The organism is Mucilaginibacter angelicae, from assembly GCF_042434235.1.
Lineage (GTDB): Bacteria > Bacteroidota > Bacteroidia > Sphingobacteriales > Sphingobacteriaceae > Mucilaginibacter > Mucilaginibacter angelicae.
In genome coordinates this window covers 894,758-914,699 of sequence record NZ_JBHLTS010000022.1, presented here as the reverse complement: position 1 = coordinate 914,699, position 19,942 = coordinate 894,758, and the positions used below count along the sequence as shown (strand labels likewise).

Here is a 19,942-nt window from a genome sequence, read left to right as displayed (position 1 = left end):
TTGTTTACCGTTGGTTAAAACCAACGGCAATGAATATTTTGCATTTTTAAACAGCTTCTCAGATAAATCGTGTAGACAGGCTATCGGTACAAGCATAATGTTGGAAGCTATTCTTCCCTCCCAAATCCCATCAATTCTTAAAAATTTCCCCAGCCCATCTTCCGTTTTACGCCGTCAACCTGGTGATGCAGTAACCAGGCCTCCAAAATTGCCCCGAAAAGTCAAAAAATCAAACCGGCTAATGCTTAGCCAAATACCTTTCAAACATATGTTAAAACGCGGATGCAAAAATTATAAAAAAATAACCTACTAACTATTTGATAATTAATACAAAGTTTCTATCTTTGCCGTCCCTTTCGGGGGAGAAATATGTCTTGAACGAAGCCCTACTGCTTCGATGGACACAAACAAATTAAGAAAATGTCAGGAATTATTGGTAAAAAAGTAGGAATGACCAGCATTTTCGACGAGACAGGGAAGAATATCCCTTGTACTGTGATCGAAGCTGGCCCTTGCGTGGTAACCCAGATCAAATCTGTGGATACCGATGGATATGCAGCTGTACAGCTGGCATATGGCGACAAAAAGGAAAAAAACACTTCTGGACCGTTAAAAGGTCACTTCCAAAAAGCAGGTACAACTCCAAAAAGGAAACTTGTTGAATTCAAAACTTTCGAAGATCAAAAATCATTAGGCGACACCGTTACTGTCGAGATTTTTGCTGCGGGAGATTTTGTGGATGTGGTTGGTACCTCAAAAGGTAAAGGTTTTCAGGGTGTGGTAAAACGTCACGGTTTTGGTGGTGTGGGTATGCAAACTCACGGTCAGCACAATCGTTTACGTGCGCCAGGTTCATTGGGAGCGTCATCATGGCCATCACGCGTATTTAAAGGTATGCGCATGGCAGGTCAAACCGGAAACGTTCGCGTTAAAACACAAAACTTACAAGTGGTTAAAGTGTTCGCTGAGCAGAATCTGTTAGTAGTTAAAGGTTCCATCCCCGGAGCTAAGGGTTCATTCGTAATAGTGGATAAATAAGATGGAAATTAACGTATTGAACGTATCAGGTAAAGAAACAGGTGCCAAGGTGCAGCTTCCTGAGTCGGTTTTCGGTATTGAGCCAAATGATCACGCTATCTATCTTGATGTTAAGCAATTTCTTGCTAATCAGCGTCAGGGTACACACAAGTCAAAACAGCGTAATGAAATTGCAGGTTCAACCCGCAAATTATATAAACAAAAAGGTACAGGCGGTGCCCGTGCCGGTGGTATCAAATCACCATTGTTTAATGGTGGTGGCCGTGTATTCGGTCCGCAACCACGCGATTACAGCTTTAAATTAAACAAAAAGCTTAAATCACTGGCCCGTAAATCAGCTTTATCATACAAAGCAAAAGATAACAACATTTTAGTACTGGAAGATTTTAGCTTCGATAGCATCAAAACTAAAACTTACATTAAAATGCAGGCCGATCTGAATGTTACTAATGAAAAAACATTATTAGTAATTGCAGGTGCCGAAAATAACAATGTGTATTTATCAAGCAGAAACCTGAAAAAAACCAAAGTTATTTCAGTTGAGCAGCTTAACACTTATGATGTGTTAAACGCAGGCAAACTGTTATTAACTGCAGGTGCTGTTAAAACTTTGGAGGAAGCATTAGCTTAAGTAATTATGGAAATTTTAAAACAACCCCTACTTACTGAAAAAGTTACTCAGTTAACTGAAAAGCTTAATCGTTATGCTTTCAAAGTTGATCACAGGGCTAACAAAATTCAGATCAAAAGTGCCATTGAGGCAATGTACGGTGTAAACGTTACGGCGGTAAACACCATGAAATACGTCGGCAAACTAAAAACTCGCAACACTAAGGCAGGCGCCGTATCTGGCCGCGCTGCTACTTACAAAAAAGCGATTATTACTTTGAAAGACGGTGAAGTAATTGATTTTTACAGCAATATATAATTATAGAGATGGCAGTAAAGAGATTTAAACCGGTTACCCCGGGTACCCGCTTCAGAGTTGATGTATCTAACTCAGATATTACAACAAACGTTCCTGAAAAGTCGTTGGTTGTAGCAGCCAACACAAGATCGGGCGGTCGTAACAACAGCGGTAAAATGACTATGCGCTACATGGGTGGTGGTCATAAACAAGCATACAGGTTAATTGATTTTAAACGTAATAAATTTGACATCCCTGCAAAAGTTGCAACTATCGAGTACGATCCTAACCGTTCGGCACGTATAGCCCTGTTACATTTTGTTGATGGCGAAAAAAGATACATGATTGCTCCGGAAGGCCTTACAGTAGGCACTATGGTAGTAGCAGGCGAGAGCGCAGCTCCAGAGGTTGGTAATACCATGCCTTTGAAAAACATCCCGCTTGGTTCAATTATCCACAACATTGAGTTAAATCCTGGTCAGGGTGGTGTAATTGCCCGCAGCGCCGGTACATATGCTCAGTTATCAGCACGTGATGGTAAATATGCCATCATCAAATTGCCTTCAGGCGAAACACGTATGATCCTGTCAAGCTGTTTGGCAACTATCGGTACCGTTTCAAATGGCGAAAGAGCAAATGCGGTGTTGGGTAAAGCAGGCAGGAAGCGTTGGTTAGGCCGCAGGCCAAGGGTACGTGGTGTAGCCATGAACCCGGTAGATCACCCTATGGGTGGTGGTGAAGGCCGTGCCTCAGGTGGTCATCCACGTTCACGTAAAGGTTTATTGGCTAAAGGCTACAAAACTCGTGACAAGAAGAAATCATCGGATCGTTACATCATTGAAAGAAGGAAGAAATAATGGCTCGTTCAATAAAAAAAGGACCTTACATCGATCATAACTTAGATAAGAAAGTTATGGTGCTGAATGATGCAAATAAAAAATCAGTTGTAAAAACATGGTCACGTCGTTCCATGATCTCTCCTGATTTCGTTGGTCATACATTCGCTGTACACAACGGTAACAAGTTTATCCCTGTGTACGTAACAGAAAATATGGTTGGTCACAAGCTGGGAGAGTTTGCACCAACCCGTACATTCCGCGGACACGCAGAAAAGAAAAAATAACAGGCAATGGAAGCAACAACAAAAATTAAAAAGTCTGTACTGATCAGGCAACAAAAAGAAGCTGCGAAAGCTCTTGTAGGCGGCGCTTCTGTTGCTAAGTTACAGGACTGTCCAACTTCACCACGCAAAATGCGTTTGGTGGTTGATTTGATCCGTGGAGAAAACGTTGAGAAAGCGTTATACATATTAAAATTTACTAACAAAGAAGCTGCTATTCGTGTAGAGAAACTTTTGTTATCAGCCATCAAAAACTGGGAAGCAAAAAACGAAGGCAAACGTGTTGAAGACAGCGCTTTATATGTTAAAGAAGTATCTGTAGGCGGTGGTCGCCAGTTAAAGAGGTTACGCCCTGCTCCGCAAGGAAGGGGATACCGTATCCGCAAACGCTCAAACCACGTAACACTTATTGTGGATAGTAAAAACGATAACAATTAATTTGAAATGGGACAGAAAGCACATCCAATAGGTAACAGGTTAGGAATCATCAGAGGTTGGGATTCTAACTGGTTCGGTGGTAACAACTACTCCGACAAATTAGTTGAAGACGAAAAAATCCGCAAATACCTTTCAGCTCGTATTGCTAAAGGTGGTGTATCTAAAGTAGTTATTGAGCGTACTTTAAAACGCATTACCGTAACTATCCACACTGCCCGTCCGGGTATTGTGATCGGTAAAGGCGGTCAGGAAGTTGACAAGATCAAAGAAGAGTTGAAAAAACTTACCAAAAAGGAAGTTCAGATCAACATTTTTGAGATCAAACGCCCTGAGCTTGATGCACAATTAGTAGCAGAAGGCATTGCAAAACAATTAGAAGCACGTATCTCTTTCCGTCGTGCCATGAAAACCACAATCGCTGCAACCATGCGTATGGGTGCCGAAGGTATCAAGGTAATGACATCAGGCCGTTTAGGTGGCGCTGAGATGGCACGTAGCGAGCAATATAAAGAAGGCAGGATTCCTTTGCACACTTTCCGCGCCGACATTGACTATGCACTTGCAGAAGCATTAACTACCTATGGTAAAATAGGTGTTAAAGTATGGATTTGTAAGGGTGAAGTTTACGGCAAACGCGATCTTTCTCCAAACATTGGCGGTACCAGCAGCGCAAGCGGCAAAGGTGGCAGGCCAGAAGGCGGTGCACCAGGTTTTGGTGGCCGTGGTAACGAAAGAGGCGGCGAGCGCGGCGGTGAGCGTCGTGGCGACAGGAAACCAGGTGGCGATCGTCGTGGCGGTGGCCAGGGCGGAAACCGTCCGGGTGGTCAAGGTGGAAACCGTCCGGGTGGACAAGGTGGAAACCGTCCAGGTGGCCCGGGAAAGAGATAATAATTAGAGTAGAAGACAAATATCGAATAACGATATAAAAGCTTAAGAAAATGCTACAGCCAAAAAGAACGAAGTTCAGAAAGATGCAAAAAGGCAGGATGAAAGGTTTAGCCACTCGTGGTGCTGAACTTTCATTCGGATCTTTTGGTGTTAAATCACTCGAAGCGGCATGGATTACCAGCCGTCAGATCGAGGCTGCACGTATCGCTGTAACACGTTTTATGAAACGTGAAGGCCAGGTTTGGATCAGGATATTCCCTGACAAACCTGTAACCAAGAAACCTGCAGAGGTACGTATGGGTAAAGGTAAAGGTGCTCCTGAATACTGGGTTGCGGTAGTACGCCCCGGAAGGATCATTTTTGAAGCCGAAGGCGTGCCTTTGGAAGTTGCTAAAGAGGCTTTACGCCTTGCAGCACAGAAATTACCAGTGCAAACTAAATTTATTGTACGTAGGGATTACGTAGAAGCATAAATTGAGGAGTTAGTTGAGAGTTGTAAAGTTTTAATGTTGTGAAGTTAGATGCCGAATTTCACCCATCAAATGAAACGATACAACGTTTAAACTTACCAACAGACAACAAATAACAAAGAAAAATGAAGAACTCAGAAATTTTGGGCCTATCAACTGAAGAGATTGTTGCAAAGATCAGCGAGGAAAGGGCTACCCTTACCAAATTGAAATTCGCTCATGCTGTTTCAGCTATTGAGAATCCATCCCGTATAACAAAAGTACGCAAGGGAATTGCTCAGTTAAATACTGAATTAACAAAACGTAAAGCGGCGGCCGCTTCTGATAAGAATTAATTTTTTAAACATTCAGAAAATGGAATTGGAAAGAAATTTAAGAAAAACACGTACCGGCCTCGTAGTTAGCAACAAGATGGAAAAATCTATCGTTGTAGCCGTTGAACGTAAGGTGAAACACCCTATCTACGGTAAGTTCGTAAAAAAGACTACCAAATTTAAGGCTCATGATGAAACTAATACTTGTGGCGTAGGCGATACAGTATTGATCATGGAAACCCGCCCGCTGAGCAAAACCAAGAACTGGCGATTAGTTGAAATTTTAGAAAGGGCTAAATAAGATGGTACAACAGGAATCAAGATTAACAGTAGCCGACAATAGCGGCGCTAAAGAAGTTTTAGTGATCCGTGTATTAGGTGGTACCGGTAAAAGGTATGCATCAATCGGCGATAAAATTGTGGTTACCGTAAAAAGCGCTTTACCATCAGGTAACGTGAAAAAAGGTACCGTATCGAAAGCCGTGGTTGTGCGCACTAAAAAAGAGATCCGCAGAAAAGACGGTTCATATATCCGTTTCGACGATAACGCAGCTGTGTTGTTAAACAACCAGGACGAGCCAAGAGGTACACGTATCTTTGGCCCTGTTGCAAGGGAACTGCGCGAGAAACAATTTATGAAAATTGTATCATTAGCACCGGAGGTATTGTAACATGGAAAAGAAAGTAAAATTAAAGATCCGTAAGGGCGACCTGGTTAAAGTTATTGCCGGCGATTCAAAAGGATCACAAGGTAAAATAGTTGAGGTTTTGGTAGATAAGAACAGGGCTATTGTTGAAGGTGCCAATATGGTATCAAAACATACTAAGCCTAATGCTGCTAACCCTAACGGCGGAATTGTTAAACAAGAAGCTGCTATACATATTTCAAACCTAATGCTGGTTGATCCTAAAACAGGTAATACAACCCGTGTTGGCCGTCAAAAAAATGACGCCGGCAAATTAGTAAGGGTAGCAAAAAAATCAGGGGAGGAAATTAAGTAATGACTTACGTACCAAGATTAAAAACAAAATACAAGGACGAGATCCGCACCGCGCTGAAAGATAAATTTCAGTACAAAAGCGTAATGCAGGTTCCTAAATTGGAGAAAATTGCCATTAACCAGGGTGTAGGTGGTGCAACTACCGACAAGAAATTGATCGAAAACACCATCACCGAGTTAACTACCATTACTGGTCAGCAAGCAGTATCTTCAAAATCTAAAAAAGATATCTCAAACTTTAAATTGCGTAAAAATATGCCGGTTGGCGTACGTGTTACCCTGCGTGACAACACAATGTATGAGTTTTTGGATCGTTTAATCGCTGTAGCCCTGCCACGTATCCGTGATTTCAAAGGCATCAACGATAAAGGTTTTGACGGAAGAGGTAACTATACTTTAGGTATAACTGAGCAAATTATCTTCCCTGAGATAAATATTGACAAAATCAATAAAATTCAGGGTATGGATATTACCTTTGTAACCTCCGCAACAAACGATGTTGAAGCATTGGAGTTGTTGAAACAATTTGGATTACCATTTAAAAATCAAAATAGCAATGGCTAAAGAAGGTGTAAAAGCACGTGAAGTAAAGCGCGCAAAGTTAGTAGCTAAATACGCTGAAAAAAGAGCTGCTTTGAAAGAAGCAGGCGATTACGCTGCTTTAGATAAATTACCAAAAGCATCATCACCGGTAAAACTGCACAACCGTTGCAAATTAACCGGCCGCCCTCGTGGTTATATGCGTCAGTTTGGCATTTCACGTGTTACATTCCGTGAAATGGCTCTTGAAGGCAAGATCCCGGGAGTGAAAAAAGCAAGCTGGTAATATTAAGCTGAAAGCTTAAGGCATAAAGCGTAAAGCAAATAAAGCTTTAGGCTTTGTGCTTTTAGCATTAAGCAAAAAATGAATTAACCGATGGAAGGTCGCCCCGGATGTTACGGGAAGGAAACCACCGTCATAACACAATAAAATGAATACAGATCCAATCGCAGATTATCTTACAAGAGTAAGGAATGCTATTAAAGCCAACCACCGGGTTGTTGAAATTCCTGCATCAAATCTGAAAAAGGAAATCACTAAGGTGCTTTTCGACAAAGGTTACATCGCAAATTACAAGTTTGAAGACAATGGTCCTCAGGGCAGCATTAAAGTTGCTTTAAAGTACCACCCGATAACTAAAATTTCTGCAATCCGCAGCATTTCGCGTATCAGTAAACCAGGTTTGAGGAAATACGCAGGTACAAGCAATTTGCCACGCGTATTAAATGGTTTAGGAATCGCCATCCTGTCAACATCAAAAGGCGTTATGTCTGATAAAGAGGCACGTCAGCAAAATGTTGGTGGTGAGGTTTTATGCTACGTTTATTAATAGAAGAAATTTAAGCAATGTCAAGAGTAGGAAAAGCACCGATAGCACTGCCACAGGGAGTAACCGTTACGGTATCAGCAGAGAATGTTGTTACTGTTAAAGGTCCTAAAGGCCAGTTGCAACAGGCAATTGATAGCGATATCACTATTGCACAGGAAGACGGCCAGTTACTGGTTCAACGTCCGTCCGAACAAAAACGTCACAAAGCATTACATGGTTTATACCGTGCGCTTTTAAACAACATGGTAATAGGTGTAACTGAAGGTTACAAAGTGACCCAGGAATTAGTGGGTGTAGGTTACCGTGCTACCAATACAGGTAATACATTAGATTTAGTGTTGGGTTACTCTCACCACTACGTATTTGAATTACCACAAGAAATTAAAGTTACAACCACTGCTGATAAGGGTAAAAACCCAACCATCATACTTGAATCAATTGACAAACAGTTAATTGGCCAGGTAGCAGCTAAAATACGTTCGTTACGTGCTCCTGAGCCTTACAAAGGTAAAGGTATCAAGTTCCAAGGCGAAATATTGAGAAGAAAAGCAGGTAAATCAGCATCTAAAAAATAATCGTCATGGGAGCTAAACTATCAAGAAGAGACAGGATTAAAAAAGGCATCAGGAAACGCCTTTCAGGGTCAACAGAGCGTCCCCGCCTGTCAGTATTTAGAAGTAACAAAGGTATTTATGCGCAGATCATTGACGATGTAACCGGTAAAACTTTAGTATCAGCATCATCTTTATCAAAAGATTTTGCCGCTGAAGGTTCAAAATCAGATCAGTCGGTAGCTGTAGGCAAACTGGTAGCTTCAAAAGCTATCGCTGCAGGTATTAAAGATGTGGTTTTCGACAGGAACGGTTACCTGTACCATGGCCGTGTTAAGTCATTGGCCGAAGGTGCACGTGAAGGTGGTTTAAACTTTTAATCGAACAGAGAAATGTCAACAATCAACATAAAAAGAGTAAAAACAAGCGAGATCGAATTAAAAGACCGCTTGGTAAGCATACAGCGTGTTGCCAAAGTAACCAAGGGCGGCCGTACTTTCAGCTTCTCTGCCATTGTGGTAGTAGGTGATGAAAACGGTGTTGTAGGTTACGGCTTGGGTAAAGCTAAAGAGGTAACTGAAGCTATTGCTAAAGGCATTGATGATGCTAAAAAGAACCTGGTAAAAGTTCCAATCATTAACGGAACTGTACCTCATGAGCAAATTGGTAAATTTAGCGGTGGTTTTGTTTTCATTAAACCAGCTGCTAACGGTACCGGTGTAATTGCTGGTGGTGCTATGCGTGCCGTATTAGAGTCGGCAGGTGTACACAACGTATTGGCAAAATCAAAAGGTTCATCAAACCCGCACAACGTGGTAAAAGCAACCGTATCGGCATTAGCCCAGTTACGTGATGCAAATACAGTAGCACAACAGCGCGGTATTAGTTTAGGTAAAGTATTTAACGGATAATCAGTCATGGCTAAGATCAAAATAACACAGATTAAGAGCGTGATCGACAGAAGTGAACGCCAGAAAAAAACAATCGAGGCTTTAGGCTTGCGTAAAATTAACCACAGTGTGGAAGTTGAGGCTACACCTGCTATAGTTGGGATGGTTAGGAAAGTGAACCACCTGGTAGCGGTTGAAAATATTTAATATCATGAATTTAAGTAATTTAAAACCTGCAGAAGGTTCAACCAAAAATAGAAAAAGAATTGGCCGTGGTACAGGTTCTGGCCGTGGCGGTACGTCAACCCGTGGCCACAAAGGCGCCGGTTCACGTTCAGGCACCAGCACCAAGGTAGGCTTTGAAGGCGGTCAGATGCCTTTACAGCGCCGTGTGCCTAAGGTAGGCTTTAAAAATCCTAACCGTGTTGAGTACACAGGTGTAAACCTTGACGTACTTCAGGAATTAGTAACAAAATACTCGCTTACTGCGGTTGATTTTGATACTTTGAAAGAGCACGGTTTGGTATCACGTAACGACCTGGTTAAAATCCTGGGCCGTGGTGAGCTTACTGCCAAATTAGATGTTAAAGCACATGCATTTACTGCTACAGCTCAAAAAGCTATTGAAGCTGCAGGTGGTACCATAGTTAAGTTATAATTTCGATGAAGAAATTTTTCACCACATTATCCAATATCTGGAAAATCGAAGATCTGAGAGTGCGTATTACTAACACACTCTTATTTCTTTTAATATATCGTGTAGGCTCATTCGTGGTTTTACCGGGCGTTAACGCTGCGGTAGCATCAACCCAAAAAGCAGAAGGATTAGTAGGATTGCTGAATATGTTTGCAGGAGGATCGTTTTCACGTTCCTCTATTTTCGCGTTAGGTGTTATGCCTTACATTTCGGCTTCAATTGTGGTGCAACTGCTGGGTATTGCCGTTCCGTATTTTACCAAATTGCAAAAAGAAGGTGAAAGCGGACGCAACAAGCTTAACCAATGGACCCGCTACCTAACAATAGGTATTACCTTTTTACAGGCTATAGGTTACCTTAAATCGCAGGTTGCTGCCGATGCAAGGACTATCGCCGATCCTTTCACCTTTATCTTCCTTAATACTTTTGTATTAACGGCAGGTACATTATTTGTAATGTGGTTGGGTGAAAAAATCACGGATAAAGGTATCGGTAATGGTATATCACTCATCATTATGGTTGGTATCATTGCCCAGTTACCAATGGCTTTTGCCAACGAGTTCATTTCGCGTAATGGCGGTGCCGGTGGTTTGATCGCTTTCATTGTTGAGATTGTGGCACTTATTGGCGTAGTAATGTTTACTATACTGATAGTACAGGGAACACGAAAAATTTCGGTGCAATACGCTAAACGTATTGTGGGTAACAAACAATATGGCGGCGTGCGCCAGTATATACCTTTAAAGGTAAATGCTGCGGGTGTAATGCCGATCATCTTTGCTCAGGCATTAATGTTTATCCCGCAAACTGTATCGCAGTTTTTCCCTAATGTATCATCAAACGGTATATTGATAGCTTTAGCTAATTATAACTCATGGCAGCATAACCTGTTGTTTGGTATCCTGATCATCCTGTTCACTTATTTTTATACAGCTATTACGGTTAACCCTAACCAAATGGCTGATGATATGAAGAAGAACGGTGGCTTTATACCAGGCATCAAACCGGGCCGTACTACCGCCGAGTTTATTGATGGCGTAATTTCAAGGATAACTTTACCAGGATCAGTATTCCTGGCTATTATAGCAATCATCCCGGCGCTGGCCAGTTTGGTTGGTGTATCTCCAGTATTTGCAAGGTTCTTCGGCGGTACTTCGCTGATCATCCTGGTGGGTGTTGTGCTGGATACATTACAGCAAATAGAAAGTCACCTGTTGATGCGCCATTATGATGGTTTAATGAAAACCGGACGAATTAAGGGACGTACAGCTATGCCTGCCGCTGCCGGTACCAGTCCGACAGCGATTTAATTAGTAATGTCAAAAATCAATTATAAGTCTGTCGAAGAGATAGAACTCATAAGAGAAAGTTCTTTACTTGTTTCTAAAACACTCGGAGAGATAGCTAAGGTTATTGCTCCGGGTGTTAAAACAATTGAACTGGATAAACTTGCCGAAACCTTTATACGGGACAACGGTGGTGTTCCTGCCTTTTTAAACTATCACGGATTTCCTTTTTCACTATGTATCTCCCTGAATGATCAGGTTGTACATGGCTTTCCCGGATCGCATGTTTTAACAGAAGGCGACCTGGTATCGGTTGATTGTGGTGTTGTTTTAAATAAATACTACGGCGATTCGGCTTATACTTTTGCCATTGGCGAGGTAAATGACCAGGTTAAGAAGCTGATGCGTGTTACGCAGGAATGCTTAAAGCTGGGTGTTGAGAAAGCGGTTGTAGGGATGCGTATTGGCGATATAGGCTATGCGGTACAGGAACATGCCGAGAAGAACGGCTTTGGCGTAGTGAAAGAGCTTGTAGGCCATGGTGTAGGTTTAAAACTGCACGAAAAGCCCGAAGTACCAAACTATGGCAAGCGCGGTGCCGGTATCAAACTGGAAGAAGGTATGGTGATAGCCATTGAACCGATGATCAATGCCGGCCGTGCCGGTGTTAAGTTTTGGGATGATGGCTGGACAGTTTCAACGTCTGACAAGAAACCTTCGGCTCATTATGAGCATACTGTGGCTGTACGTAAAGGTACACCAGACATTTTATCGACGTTTGATTACGTAGAAAATGTTTTAAAAGAAAAAAATAATAATTAAATAATTTTTTATTAATTTTGCATCCCGGTTTTAGGGCGGATAATTAAGTAATAATCAACAAAATATGGCTAAACAATCTTCGATTGAGCAAGACGGTACAATTAGAGAGGCATTGTCAAATGCAATGTTCAGAGTTGAACTTGAAAATGGTCATGAGATTATAGCGCACATATCGGGCAAAATGCGTATGCACTATATCAAAATTCTTCCTGGCGACAGGGTGAAATTAGAGATGAGCCCATACGACTTAACAAAGGGTAGAATAACCTATAGATATAAATAAAAAGATGAAAGTTAGAGCATCCATCAAAAAGCGTAGCGTTGATTGCAAGATCATCCGCCGTAACGGGAAACTTTACGTTATTAACAAAAAGAACCCGAAGTTTAAACAACGCCAGGGCTAAGAACAATTACTGAATTGGAGAATGATTGAATTACTGATGATAGCGATTCGATAATTCAATAATTCGATAACTCAATAAATTACAAGAAATATGGCAAGGATATCAGGTATTGATTTACCAAAGAATAAAAGAGGAGAAATCGGACTTACTTACATTTTCGGTATTGGCCGCTCAACAGCTCAAAGAATTTTGACTGAGGCAGGTATTGATTTTAACATCAAAGTACAAGACTGGACCGATGAGCAATTATCTTCTATACGCGGAATTATTAACGACCAAATTAAGGTTGAAGGTGCATTACGTTCAGAAGTGCAGCTTAACATTAAACGTTTGATGGATATTGGTTGTTACCGTGGTACACGTCACCGTAAAGGTTTACCATTACGTGGTCAGCGTACTAAAAACAACTCACGTACCCGTAAAGGTAAACGTAAGACAGTTGCTAACAAGAAAAAAGCTACTAAATAGTAAGTGATTAGTGGTTGGAGGTTTGAGATTGGTTAAAGCAGGTTGATAACATTCAGATCATTAGGAATACCTCATTAAGTAATTTTTACGGGTCCGGGTTATAGTAGTAATCCAGTAATTCGTAAGTAACAATCAAAAAAATGGCTAAAGCTAAAAAAGTTACCAAAAAACGCATTGTAATTGTTGAGCCGGTTGGCGAAGCACACATCAATGCAACTTTTAACAACATCATTATCACCCTTACCAACAAAACCGGCCAGGCAGTTTCATGGTCATCAGCTGGTAAAATGGGTTTTAAAGGTTCAAAAAAGAACACCCCTTATGCTGCCTCACAAGCTGCTGCCGATTGCGGTAAAGTTGCTTATGATTTAGGTTTGCGTAAAGTTGAAGTATTTGTAAAAGGCCCAGGTGCCGGTCGTGAGTCAGCTATCCGTACTTTGCAAACTGCAGGTATCGAAGTAACTACGATTAAAGATATTACACCGCTTCCGCACAACGGTTGCCGTCCTTCAAAAAGAAGAAGAGTTTAATTAACATATTTTTTAAAGCTAAGATTCAGCAGCTACAGGCTGCTTGATACTTTAAGAACACACAAAAATGGCCAGATATACAGGACCAAAGTCCAAAATTGCCCGTCGTTTCCGTGAGCCGATCTTCGGTCCGGACAAAGCGTTAGAACGTAAAAACTATCCACCGGGAATGCATGGTGCATCAAAACGCCGTGGAAAGCAATCAGAGTATTCAACTCAGTTGCAAGAGAAACAAAAAGTTAAATACACTTACGGTGTATTAGAGCGTCAGTTCGAAAACTTATTTCACCGTGCATCAGCTAAAGAAGGTATCACAGGCGAAAACCTGTTGAAATTTTTAGAAGCACGTTTAGATAATGCTGTTTTCCGTTTAGGTATTGCTCCTACACGTTCAGCAGCACGCCAATTGGTTAACCACAAACACATCACTGTTAACGGTGCTGTTGTAAACATCGCTTCATATGCATTGAAAGCTGGTGACGTGGTTGCAGTACGTGAAAAATCTAAATCATTAGAAGCTATCACTACTTCAGTAGCCGGAAGAAGAATCAACAAATACAGCTGGTTAGAGTGGGATGCAAATGCCTTAACAGGTAAATTCCTTAACTATCCTAACCGCGATGAGATCCCTGAAAACATCAAGGAAAACCTGATCGTCGAGTTGTACTCAAAATAATAACGATAAATATCCGCGGGATGGTTGGCATGTTATGTCAACCATTTTCGTGGTTTAAATCATTTCAATTAGTAAACAATAAATAAAGGATATAAATGGCAATTTTAGCATTTCAAAAACCAGACAAGGTTATCATGCAAAAAGCAAATGATTTTGATGGTACGTTTGAATTTCGTCCGTTAGAACCAGGTTTTGGTGTAACCATTGGTAATGCTCTGCGTCGTATCTTACTTTCATCACTTGAGGGTTATGCAATTACTTCTGTACGTTTTTCGGGAGTAACGCATGAATTTTCAACCATCAAAGGTGTTGTTGAAGACGTAACCGAGATCATCCTGAACCTTAAACAAGTTCGTTTTAAGAAAACAGGTGAATCTGGCGACAGCGAGAAAGTATTTGTTATTGTAAATGGCCAGGATGCATTTAAAGCAGGGGATATCACCAAATTCTCTAACAACTTTACTGTATTAAATCCTGATCTGGTACTTTGCAACATGGACCCATCAGTAACGCTTGAAGTTGAGCTTACTGTAGGTAAAGGCCGTGGTTACGTACCAAGCGAGGAGAATAAAAATCCTGACGCTAACGTTGGTGTTATAGCTATCGATTCGATCTATACTCCAATCAAAAACGTAAAGTATACCATCGAAAACTATCGTGTTGAGCAAAAAACCGACTATGAAAAATTAGTATTGGATATTGCTACCGATGGTTCTATACATCCTGAAGATGCTTTGAAAGAAGCAGCTAAAATCCTGATCCAGCACTTTATGCTGTTCAGCGATGAAAACATGATGCTTGAAGCACAGGCTAAAGAAGAAACCAAAGAAGTTGACGAAGAGATCCTGCACATGCGCAAGATCCTTAAAACCGAACTGGTTGATCTTGACCTTTCTGTACGTGCCCTTAACTGCCTTAAAGCTGCTGATATCCGCAGCCTGGCCGACCTGGTATCGTATGATGTTGCTGACATGTTAAAATTCAGGAACTTTGGTAAAAAATCGTTAACTGAAATCCAGGACCTGGTTAAATCAAAAGGCTTATCTTTTGGTATGAACCTGTCTAAATTTAAGTTAGACGAAGAATAAGAAAGAAGCAGGATGGAAAGAAGCAAGAGACAAGATTTTTTGTCTTGTATCTTGATTTCTTGACTCTTGGTTCTTGTTGCAAACATTAAGCGAAAGCATAATTCCGAGGGCTTGAGCCTATCGCCCAACGGTATGCACGTGAAATATATAAAACAATGAGACACGGAAACAAAAACAACCATTTAGGCCGTACTACCAGTCACCGCAAAGCGATGCTGGCTAACATGGCAACTTCGCTTATTTTACACAAGCGTATCACTACAACATTAGCAAAAGCAAAAGTTTTACGCGGTTATGTTGAGCCACTTTTAACAAAATCAAAAAGCGATACTACGCACTCTCGTCGTACAGTATTTAGCTACCTGCAGGATAAAGACGCTACTTCAATCCTTTTCCGCGAAGTTGCTGAAAAGATTGCTAACCGTCCGGGTGGTTACACCCGTATCATCAAGTTAGAAAACCGTTTAGGCGATAACGCTGAAATGGCAATCATTGAGCTTGTTGATTACAACACTGTATACGGTACTGATGCTTCTGCTCCTGCTAAGAAATCAACCCGTCGTCGTGGTGGTTCTGGTGCAAAAGCTAAAACTGCTGCTCCTGTAGCTGCAGAAGAAGCTGTAGTAGTTGAAGACGTTAAAGAAGAACCAGCTGCTGAAGCACCTGAAACTTCTGAAAACGAAGAAAACGCAGAAAAAGGCGAATAATTTATTATTCACTTTCTGATATTAAAAACGCCCGGTTCATTGAACCGGGCGTTTTTGTTTTGGTGGGATTTTAGGAATTGTTAATAGAAGCCATGATCATCCATGCATTTGATGGAATTCATTGCCGTTGACTTTAGTCAACGGAATAATGAATTAAATAAGTGGCTTCAGCCAAAATCCGCTTTATTTAGGCTGAAGCCCAACTGTTAGTTCCTTTTTACCGTTGACTAAAGTCAACGGCAATGAATAAAATATTTTTGGAAATTTTACGGGAGCTTATACTTCTTTTTGATGTATGGACTTAATGGTAGAAGAGTTTGAATCACATTATGAAGGCTATAATAAAAAAAAGAGTTGTCAGGTACTAATCTTTAACCTGGGTGTCGTATTAATCTTCTTAAGCTTACAAAAATTTCATTGTTCGAGATATTGTAGTATTTTATGTAATTTTCTAATAATCAGTAGATTGGTGGTTTTTCTGATTTATTGTTTTTAAATTTAAGTGGAATTATAACCAGGTTTAACCTTTAAATCTTAAAACGATGAAAAATTTTTTGATCGTGCTTTTTGTACTGTTAGCCGGCAGTACATTTGCACAAGCCCCTAAAAAAAACGGCACCATTTATAAAGAACATCCCTACATCACTATTGTTACCAAATCAAACGATCTGTTTGTGAAGCAGGATTGGAACGGCCTGGCAAAATTGTATGCCGATACGGCAATATTTTATGACCCGACGAGCCCGAAGAAAATCTCCTTTGCCGACCAGAAAAAAAGCTGGGCTGCTATAGCAAAGGACTGGGGACAGATAAAAATAGTTAAAGTAGGTTATCCTGATGGTCTTCAATATGATAAAGACCCATTTACTGTGCAATCATGGTGGACGATAACTACGGTAAACAAAAAGACAAAGAAAACTGCAAAATTTCAGCTGGTACAATTTGACGAGTTTAATAAGGCCGGCAAAATAGCTGTGGAAATAGCTTATTACGACCAAACCCCGCTGATCAATGCCTCAAAGTAATTGAGGGGTAAAGACAATAGAATTTAAAAGACTTACGATGTCCTTTTGCGGATTAATCGTAAGTCTTTTTTTTGCCTGTCGCTATCTGTTTAACTTATAAGTGAGCAGTCCTGCTGCATCATCTGTCAACATAAAACAACATTTATCAAGTAGTCTCCGAGACGGCAGGTTATCCGAATAGGTATGCACAATAATAGCTTGCACAAACTCATGGGTAAATGCCCATTGCGAAAGCAGTTGCAGGGCTTCGGTAGCAAAACCCTTGTTGTGCTGGTTAGCATCGATCATATAACCTATTTCTGCTTCACCATCGGTATTAGGATGGCCGGCGAAGCCCATGCCGCCGATGACGGTGTTGGTGCTTTTAAGAACAATTTCCCAATCGGTATACCAAAGATATTTATCTGGGTAAGCGAGCGTGTTGGGCAGCCAGAAACTGTCGAAAGCGTCATCAATTTCTTTGATATATAGCGGATCGATCAGCATAGCAGATGGGTTTAAGTCTAAGGACAGCTCCAGCAGCTTGCGGTCTTGTTTAAGTAACAGTAATTGTTCATGTGTTAACGGTATCATCTTTAACCGTTGTGATTGGATAAAAAACATTGGATGTTTGGAATTAAATAACAATAAGAAATCAGTTCGCTTTTTTTAAAGTGAATGCACAGCCTATGGGTTATGGCTGTTTGTTATACAATTCCAGGCAAGGTGATGAGCCTGTTGAGTGTTGTAAGTAACAGAGGCGTTTTGTTTACTGATATAAAAGTAAGGATTTTAACCAGAAACCTTTAGCAATTTATAAAAACGTAAAGCGCGTTAAGGATAGTAGCGGATACCGGCCAATGTGCGTAATGCCTGCAGGCGTATGAGCGGATAGCCTGGCCGCAGGCAACGCCCATGTCCAGTTAGCAGTTTTGAGTAGGCAGCTGGCGGTTTGTTTCGCTGATTTCGTCTGAAGCCGAATTAAATGAATAAAAAAAATTATCGAATTTGATTAGCATTCTGCCAATTCCTTAATTCTATAAATTTCGGTTCACACGAATTAGGTTTGGGGTTTAATTGCGTGTTTTAAGTTAAGCGATATACTGACAATTGGCAAATAGCCAAACAGTCCTTTTGCCTTTCACCTATCGCCTTTTACCTCAAAAGATCCTGCCAACCTGTCATCACAAAGTAAGCTATCCTGTCGCCTTGTTCATGAACTGACAATTACAGGCAATTTTTACTGCCATTGGCATATTGGCACAGGCATTGATAAACAGCAGTGGTTAGTAAACATAAATCAAAAAGAAAAAACAATCATATATGTCTAAAATAATTGGAATCGACTTAGGAACAACAAACTCCTGCGTTGCTGTAATGGAAGGTAATGAGCCTGTAGTTATAGCTAACAGCGAGGGTAAACGTACTACGCCGTCTGTAGTAGCTTTTATTGATAATGGTGAACGTAAAGTTGGTGATCCTGCAAAACGTCAGGCTATCACAAACCCTACAAAAACCATTTCGTCAATCAAACGCTTTATGGGTAACCAGTTTAGTGAAGTTACAAGTGAAGCGGCACGTGTACCTTATAAAGTAGTTAAAGGCGACAACAATACCCCACGTGTTGAAATTGGCGACCGTAAATACACCCCGCAAGAAATTTCAGCAATGATCCTTCAGAAAATGAAGAAAACTGCCGAAGATTTCTTAGGTACCGAAGTAACTGAAGCGGTTATTACCGTTCCTGCTTACTTTAACGATGCACAACGCCAGGCTACTAAAGAAGCAGGTGAAATTGCAGGTTTAAAAGTACGCCGTATCATTAACGAACCTACTGCTGCTGCCTTAGCTTACGGCTTTGATAAAGCGCACAAGGATATGAAAATTGCTGTGTTTGACTGCGGTGGCGGTACACATGACGTATCTATCCTGGAATTAGGCGACGGTGTTTTTGAAGTAAAATCAACCGATGGTGATACTCACTTAGGTGGTGACGACTTTGACCAGGTAATTATTGACTGGCTGGCAGAAGAATTTAAAAGCGACGAAGGTTTAGACCTGCGTAAAGACCCAATGGCTTTACAACGCTTAAAAGAATCGGCCGAAAAAGCTAAAATTGAGTTATCAAGCTCAGCACAAACTGAAATTAACCTGCCATACATCACTGCTGTTGATGGCATGCCTAAACACCTTGTTAAAACTTTAAGCCGCGCTAAATTTGAGCAGTTGGCTGATAGCCTGATTAAACGTACTATCGACCCTTGTAAATCAGCATTGAAAAATGCAGGTTTAAGCACTTCTGATATCGACGAAGTGATCCTGGTAGGTGGTTCAACCCGTATCCCTGCTATTCAGGAAGCTGTTGAAAAATTCTTTGGCAAAGCTCCTTCAAAAGGTGTTAACCCGGATGAGGTTGTTGCTATCGGTGCTGCTATTCAGGGTGGTGTATTAACCGGTGAGGTTAAGGATGTATTGTTACTTGACGTTACCCCGCTTTCATTAGGTATTGAAACTATGGGTGGCGTAATGACCAAATTAATTGAGTCAAACACTACTATTCCTACTAAAAAATCTGAAACTTTCTCAACCGCCAGCGACAGCCAGCCTTCAGTTGAGATCCACATATTACAGGGTGAACGCCCAATGGCTGCGGGTAACCGTACTATAGGCCGTTTCCACCTGGATGGGATCCCACCAGCACCTCGCGGTGTACCGCAAATCGAAGTTACTTTCGATATCGATGCTAACGGTATCCTGCATGTATCTGCAAAAGATAAAGCTACAGGTAAAGAACAAAAGATCCGTATCGAAGCTTCTTCGGGTTTAACTGATGCCGAGATCAAAAAGATGAAGGACGAAGCTGAAGCTAATGCTGATGCTGACAAAAAGGCAAAAGAAGAAGTTGAAAAACTTAACGCTGCCGATGCCCTGATCTTCTCGACAGAAAAACAACTGAAAGAGTATGGCGATAAAATCCCTGCTGATAAAAAAGCACCGATCGAAGCTGGTTTAGCTAAATTGAAAGAAGCTTATTCGGCTAAAAACTTTGATGCTATCGAAGCTGCACAAACCGAGCTTAACACTGCCTGGACTGCTGCATCTGAAGATATGTACAAAGCTTCTGCCGAAGGCGCTCAAGGCGCACCAAATGCCGGTGATAACGGTGCAGGTGCACAAGACAACTCTGACACTGTAACAGATGTTGATTTTGAAGAAGTGAAATAATAAGTTTTTATATAATAAAAAGCCCGGTTTGGTTAATTCCAGACCGGG

General features: G+C 41.1%; 32 protein-coding genes. 31 read left to right on the top strand and 1 reads right to left on the bottom strand.

Annotation, left to right across the window (positions count from 1 at the left end; genetic code table 11):
* Positions 1-420 precede the first annotated feature (420 nt).
* The 30 genes from rplC (at position 421) to ACFFGT_RS15875 (ending at position 16,690) form a co-directional block, all read left to right on the top strand.
* The gene (rplC, locus tag ACFFGT_RS16020) at positions 421-1,038 is read left to right on the top strand and encodes a 50S ribosomal protein L3 (RefSeq protein WP_377023531.1); all 618 of its coding nucleotides are present in this window, start codon (positions 421-423) and stop codon (positions 1,036-1,038) included.
* Between the two features lies 1 nt (position 1,039).
* Positions 1,040-1,669: a 50S ribosomal protein L4 gene (gene rplD, locus ACFFGT_RS16015; RefSeq protein WP_377023530.1), complete on the top strand. Its 630-nt coding sequence runs from the start codon at positions 1,040-1,042 to the stop codon at positions 1,667-1,669.
* A 6-nt stretch (positions 1,670-1,675) separates the two neighbouring features.
* Positions 1,676-1,966 (top strand): 50S ribosomal protein L23, encoded by a 291-nt coding sequence (gene rplW, locus ACFFGT_RS16010; RefSeq protein WP_377023529.1) that lies wholly within the window; start codon positions 1,676-1,678, stop codon positions 1,964-1,966.
* Between the two features lie 8 nt (positions 1,967-1,974).
* Positions 1,975-2,802, top strand: a complete 828-nt coding sequence (rplB, locus tag ACFFGT_RS16005) for a 50S ribosomal protein L2 (RefSeq protein ID WP_377023528.1) — start codon at positions 1,975-1,977, stop codon at positions 2,800-2,802.
* Complete coding sequence (gene rpsS, locus ACFFGT_RS16000; protein ID WP_022832979.1) at positions 2,802-3,068, top strand: 30S ribosomal protein S19; 267 nt, start codon at positions 2,802-2,804, stop codon at positions 3,066-3,068. The genes rplB and rpsS overlap by 1 nt, the downstream gene beginning before the upstream one ends.
* A gap of 6 nt (positions 3,069-3,074) precedes the next feature.
* Positions 3,075-3,503 carry a 50S ribosomal protein L22 gene (gene rplV, locus ACFFGT_RS15995; RefSeq protein WP_377023527.1) on the top strand — a complete coding sequence of 143 codons (429 nt, stop codon included), beginning with the start codon at positions 3,075-3,077 and terminating at the stop codon, positions 3,501-3,503.
* A gap of 6 nt (positions 3,504-3,509) precedes the next feature.
* Entirely contained in the window at positions 3,510-4,391 is an 882-nt protein-coding gene (gene rpsC, locus ACFFGT_RS15990) for a 30S ribosomal protein S3 (RefSeq protein ID WP_377023526.1), read from the top strand.
* 50 nt (positions 4,392-4,441) lie between these two features.
* Positions 4,442-4,864 (top strand): 50S ribosomal protein L16, encoded by a 423-nt coding sequence (gene rplP / locus ACFFGT_RS15985; protein ID WP_090529269.1) that lies wholly within the window; start codon positions 4,442-4,444, stop codon positions 4,862-4,864.
* A 122-nt stretch (positions 4,865-4,986) separates the two neighbouring features.
* On the top strand, positions 4,987-5,196 hold the full coding sequence (rpmC, locus tag ACFFGT_RS15980; RefSeq protein ID WP_022830221.1) for a 50S ribosomal protein L29: 210 nt from the start codon (positions 4,987-4,989) through the stop codon (positions 5,194-5,196).
* A gap of 25 nt (positions 5,197-5,221) precedes the next feature.
* The gene (gene rpsQ / locus ACFFGT_RS15975) at positions 5,222-5,476 is read left to right on the top strand and encodes a 30S ribosomal protein S17 (RefSeq protein ID WP_413321945.1); all 255 of its coding nucleotides are present in this window, start codon (positions 5,222-5,224) and stop codon (positions 5,474-5,476) included.
* A 1-nt stretch (position 5,477) separates the two neighbouring features.
* A complete protein-coding gene (rplN, locus tag ACFFGT_RS15970) occupies positions 5,478-5,846 on the top strand; it encodes a 50S ribosomal protein L14 (protein ID WP_090529260.1) in 369 nt (122 codons plus the stop codon).
* Between the two features lies 1 nt (position 5,847).
* Positions 5,848-6,177: a 50S ribosomal protein L24 gene (rplX, locus tag ACFFGT_RS15965; protein ID WP_090529257.1), complete on the top strand. Its 330-nt coding sequence runs from the start codon at positions 5,848-5,850 to the stop codon at positions 6,175-6,177.
* Positions 6,177-6,740, top strand: a complete 564-nt coding sequence (rplE, locus tag ACFFGT_RS15960) for a 50S ribosomal protein L5 (protein ID WP_090643407.1) — start codon at positions 6,177-6,179, stop codon at positions 6,738-6,740. Before rplX ends, rplE begins: the two co-directional genes overlap by 1 nt.
* Positions 6,733-7,002 carry a 30S ribosomal protein S14 gene (gene rpsN / locus ACFFGT_RS15955; RefSeq protein ID WP_090529250.1) on the top strand — a complete coding sequence of 90 codons (270 nt, stop codon included), beginning with the start codon at positions 6,733-6,735 and terminating at the stop codon, positions 7,000-7,002. Before rplE ends, rpsN begins: the two co-directional genes overlap by 8 nt.
* Positions 7,003-7,147: 145 nt before the next feature.
* Positions 7,148-7,546 carry a 30S ribosomal protein S8 gene (gene rpsH / locus ACFFGT_RS15950; protein WP_377023524.1) on the top strand — a complete coding sequence of 133 codons (399 nt, stop codon included), beginning with the start codon at positions 7,148-7,150 and terminating at the stop codon, positions 7,544-7,546.
* A 17-nt stretch (positions 7,547-7,563) separates the two neighbouring features.
* Positions 7,564-8,121, top strand: a complete 558-nt coding sequence (rplF, locus tag ACFFGT_RS15945) for a 50S ribosomal protein L6 (RefSeq protein ID WP_121233545.1) — start codon at positions 7,564-7,566, stop codon at positions 8,119-8,121.
* Positions 8,122-8,126: 5 nt separating this feature from the next.
* Positions 8,127-8,477 (top strand): 50S ribosomal protein L18, encoded by a 351-nt coding sequence (gene rplR, locus ACFFGT_RS15940; RefSeq protein WP_377023523.1) that lies wholly within the window; start codon positions 8,127-8,129, stop codon positions 8,475-8,477.
* A gap of 12 nt (positions 8,478-8,489) precedes the next feature.
* Positions 8,490-9,008: a 30S ribosomal protein S5 gene (gene rpsE, locus ACFFGT_RS15935; RefSeq protein WP_090529238.1), complete on the top strand. Its 519-nt coding sequence runs from the start codon at positions 8,490-8,492 to the stop codon at positions 9,006-9,008.
* Between the two features lie 6 nt (positions 9,009-9,014).
* A complete protein-coding gene (gene rpmD, locus ACFFGT_RS15930) occupies positions 9,015-9,194 on the top strand; it encodes a 50S ribosomal protein L30 (RefSeq protein WP_183556590.1) in 180 nt (59 codons plus the stop codon).
* 4 nt (positions 9,195-9,198) lie between these two features.
* On the top strand, positions 9,199-9,645 hold the full coding sequence (gene rplO, locus ACFFGT_RS15925; RefSeq protein WP_377023522.1) for a 50S ribosomal protein L15: 447 nt from the start codon (positions 9,199-9,201) through the stop codon (positions 9,643-9,645).
* Between the two features lie 5 nt (positions 9,646-9,650).
* Positions 9,651-10,994 carry a preprotein translocase subunit SecY gene (gene secY, locus ACFFGT_RS15920; RefSeq protein ID WP_377023521.1) on the top strand — a complete coding sequence of 448 codons (1,344 nt, stop codon included), beginning with the start codon at positions 9,651-9,653 and terminating at the stop codon, positions 10,992-10,994.
* A 6-nt stretch (positions 10,995-11,000) separates the two neighbouring features.
* Entirely contained in the window at positions 11,001-11,792 is a 792-nt protein-coding gene (gene map, locus ACFFGT_RS15915; RefSeq protein ID WP_377023520.1) for a type I methionyl aminopeptidase, read from the top strand.
* A 64-nt stretch (positions 11,793-11,856) separates the two neighbouring features.
* On the top strand, positions 11,857-12,075 hold the full coding sequence (gene infA / locus ACFFGT_RS15910; RefSeq protein ID WP_022833270.1) for a translation initiation factor IF-1: 219 nt from the start codon (positions 11,857-11,859) through the stop codon (positions 12,073-12,075).
* Positions 12,076-12,079: 4 nt separating this feature from the next.
* Positions 12,080-12,196 carry a 50S ribosomal protein L36 gene (gene rpmJ / locus ACFFGT_RS15905; RefSeq protein WP_082855993.1) on the top strand — a complete coding sequence of 39 codons (117 nt, stop codon included), beginning with the start codon at positions 12,080-12,082 and terminating at the stop codon, positions 12,194-12,196.
* Between the two features lie 90 nt (positions 12,197-12,286).
* Entirely contained in the window at positions 12,287-12,664 is a 378-nt protein-coding gene (gene rpsM / locus ACFFGT_RS15900) for a 30S ribosomal protein S13 (protein ID WP_090529226.1), read from the top strand.
* 140 nt (positions 12,665-12,804) lie between these two features.
* A complete protein-coding gene (gene rpsK / locus ACFFGT_RS15895; protein ID WP_090529224.1) occupies positions 12,805-13,194 on the top strand; it encodes a 30S ribosomal protein S11 in 390 nt (129 codons plus the stop codon).
* 67 nt (positions 13,195-13,261) lie between these two features.
* A complete protein-coding gene (rpsD, locus tag ACFFGT_RS15890) occupies positions 13,262-13,870 on the top strand; it encodes a 30S ribosomal protein S4 (protein WP_377023519.1) in 609 nt (202 codons plus the stop codon).
* Between the two features lie 95 nt (positions 13,871-13,965).
* The gene (locus ACFFGT_RS15885; RefSeq protein ID WP_377023518.1) at positions 13,966-14,958 is read left to right on the top strand and encodes a DNA-directed RNA polymerase subunit alpha; all 993 of its coding nucleotides are present in this window, start codon (positions 13,966-13,968) and stop codon (positions 14,956-14,958) included.
* 155 nt (positions 14,959-15,113) lie between these two features.
* Positions 15,114-15,665, top strand: a complete 552-nt coding sequence (gene rplQ / locus ACFFGT_RS15880; RefSeq protein WP_377023517.1) for a 50S ribosomal protein L17 — start codon at positions 15,114-15,116, stop codon at positions 15,663-15,665.
* 542 nt (positions 15,666-16,207) lie between these two features.
* On the top strand, positions 16,208-16,690 hold the full coding sequence (locus ACFFGT_RS15875) for a hypothetical protein (RefSeq protein ID WP_377023516.1): 483 nt from the start codon (positions 16,208-16,210) through the stop codon (positions 16,688-16,690).
* A gap of 81 nt (positions 16,691-16,771) precedes the next feature.
* Here the strand turns inward: ACFFGT_RS15875 and ACFFGT_RS15870 are convergent, their stop codons facing one another.
* Entirely contained in the window at positions 16,772-17,263 is a 492-nt protein-coding gene (locus ACFFGT_RS15870; protein WP_377023515.1) for a GNAT family N-acetyltransferase, read from the bottom strand.
* A 729-nt stretch (positions 17,264-17,992) separates the two neighbouring features.
* On the opposite strand from ACFFGT_RS15870, the gene dnaK reads away from it, so the two are divergent.
* Positions 17,993-19,894 (top strand): molecular chaperone DnaK, encoded by a 1,902-nt coding sequence (gene dnaK, locus ACFFGT_RS15865; RefSeq protein ID WP_377023514.1) that lies wholly within the window; start codon positions 17,993-17,995, stop codon positions 19,892-19,894.
* Positions 19,895-19,942 lie beyond the last annotated feature (48 nt).

What these genes read in the sequence shown, in the direction of transcription:
- rplC (WP_377023531.1), top strand. Translation starts at nt 421, where the DNA reads ATGTCAGGAATTATTGGTAAAAAAGTAGGAATGACCAGCATTTTCGAC.
- rplD (WP_377023530.1), top strand. Translation starts at nt 1,040, where the DNA reads ATGGAAATTAACGTATTGAACGTATCAGGTAAAGAAACAGGTGCCAAG.
- rplW (WP_377023529.1), top strand. Translation starts at nt 1,676, where the DNA reads ATGGAAATTTTAAAACAACCCCTACTTACTGAAAAAGTTACTCAGTTA.
- rplB (WP_377023528.1), top strand. Translation starts at nt 1,975, where the DNA reads ATGGCAGTAAAGAGATTTAAACCGGTTACCCCGGGTACCCGCTTCAGA.
- rpsS (WP_022832979.1), top strand. Translation starts at nt 2,802, where the DNA reads ATGGCTCGTTCAATAAAAAAAGGACCTTACATCGATCATAACTTAGAT.
- rplV (WP_377023527.1), top strand. Translation starts at nt 3,075, where the DNA reads ATGGAAGCAACAACAAAAATTAAAAAGTCTGTACTGATCAGGCAACAA.
- rpsC (WP_377023526.1), top strand. Translation starts at nt 3,510, where the DNA reads ATGGGACAGAAAGCACATCCAATAGGTAACAGGTTAGGAATCATCAGA.
- rplP (WP_090529269.1), top strand. Translation starts at nt 4,442, where the DNA reads ATGCTACAGCCAAAAAGAACGAAGTTCAGAAAGATGCAAAAAGGCAGG.
- rpmC (WP_022830221.1), top strand. Translation starts at nt 4,987, where the DNA reads ATGAAGAACTCAGAAATTTTGGGCCTATCAACTGAAGAGATTGTTGCA.
- rplN (WP_090529260.1), top strand. Translation starts at nt 5,478, where the DNA reads ATGGTACAACAGGAATCAAGATTAACAGTAGCCGACAATAGCGGCGCT.
- rplX (WP_090529257.1), top strand. Translation starts at nt 5,848, where the DNA reads ATGGAAAAGAAAGTAAAATTAAAGATCCGTAAGGGCGACCTGGTTAAA.
- rplE (WP_090643407.1), top strand. Translation starts at nt 6,177, where the DNA reads ATGACTTACGTACCAAGATTAAAAACAAAATACAAGGACGAGATCCGC.
- rpsN (WP_090529250.1), top strand. Translation starts at nt 6,733, where the DNA reads ATGGCTAAAGAAGGTGTAAAAGCACGTGAAGTAAAGCGCGCAAAGTTA.
- rpsH (WP_377023524.1), top strand. Translation starts at nt 7,148, where the DNA reads ATGAATACAGATCCAATCGCAGATTATCTTACAAGAGTAAGGAATGCT.
- rplF (WP_121233545.1), top strand. Translation starts at nt 7,564, where the DNA reads ATGTCAAGAGTAGGAAAAGCACCGATAGCACTGCCACAGGGAGTAACC.
- rplR (WP_377023523.1), top strand. Translation starts at nt 8,127, where the DNA reads ATGGGAGCTAAACTATCAAGAAGAGACAGGATTAAAAAAGGCATCAGG.
- rpsE (WP_090529238.1), top strand. Translation starts at nt 8,490, where the DNA reads ATGTCAACAATCAACATAAAAAGAGTAAAAACAAGCGAGATCGAATTA.
- rpmD (WP_183556590.1), top strand. Translation starts at nt 9,015, where the DNA reads ATGGCTAAGATCAAAATAACACAGATTAAGAGCGTGATCGACAGAAGT.
- rplO (WP_377023522.1), top strand. Translation starts at nt 9,199, where the DNA reads ATGAATTTAAGTAATTTAAAACCTGCAGAAGGTTCAACCAAAAATAGA.
- secY (WP_377023521.1), top strand. Translation starts at nt 9,651, where the DNA reads ATGAAGAAATTTTTCACCACATTATCCAATATCTGGAAAATCGAAGAT.
- map (WP_377023520.1), top strand. Translation starts at nt 11,001, where the DNA reads ATGTCAAAAATCAATTATAAGTCTGTCGAAGAGATAGAACTCATAAGA.
- infA (WP_022833270.1), top strand. Translation starts at nt 11,857, where the DNA reads ATGGCTAAACAATCTTCGATTGAGCAAGACGGTACAATTAGAGAGGCA.
- rpmJ (WP_082855993.1), top strand. Translation starts at nt 12,080, where the DNA reads ATGAAAGTTAGAGCATCCATCAAAAAGCGTAGCGTTGATTGCAAGATC.
- rpsM (WP_090529226.1), top strand. Translation starts at nt 12,287, where the DNA reads ATGGCAAGGATATCAGGTATTGATTTACCAAAGAATAAAAGAGGAGAA.
- rpsK (WP_090529224.1), top strand. Translation starts at nt 12,805, where the DNA reads ATGGCTAAAGCTAAAAAAGTTACCAAAAAACGCATTGTAATTGTTGAG.
- rpsD (WP_377023519.1), top strand. Translation starts at nt 13,262, where the DNA reads ATGGCCAGATATACAGGACCAAAGTCCAAAATTGCCCGTCGTTTCCGT.
- ACFFGT_RS15885 (WP_377023518.1), top strand. Translation starts at nt 13,966, where the DNA reads ATGGCAATTTTAGCATTTCAAAAACCAGACAAGGTTATCATGCAAAAA.
- rplQ (WP_377023517.1), top strand. Translation starts at nt 15,114, where the DNA reads ATGAGACACGGAAACAAAAACAACCATTTAGGCCGTACTACCAGTCAC.
- ACFFGT_RS15875 (WP_377023516.1), top strand. Translation starts at nt 16,208, where the DNA reads ATGAAAAATTTTTTGATCGTGCTTTTTGTACTGTTAGCCGGCAGTACA.
- ACFFGT_RS15870 (WP_377023515.1), bottom strand. Translation starts at nt 17,263, where the DNA reads ATGATACCGTTAACACATGAACAATTACTGTTACTTAAACAAGACCGC.
- dnaK (WP_377023514.1), top strand. Translation starts at nt 17,993, where the DNA reads ATGTCTAAAATAATTGGAATCGACTTAGGAACAACAAACTCCTGCGTT.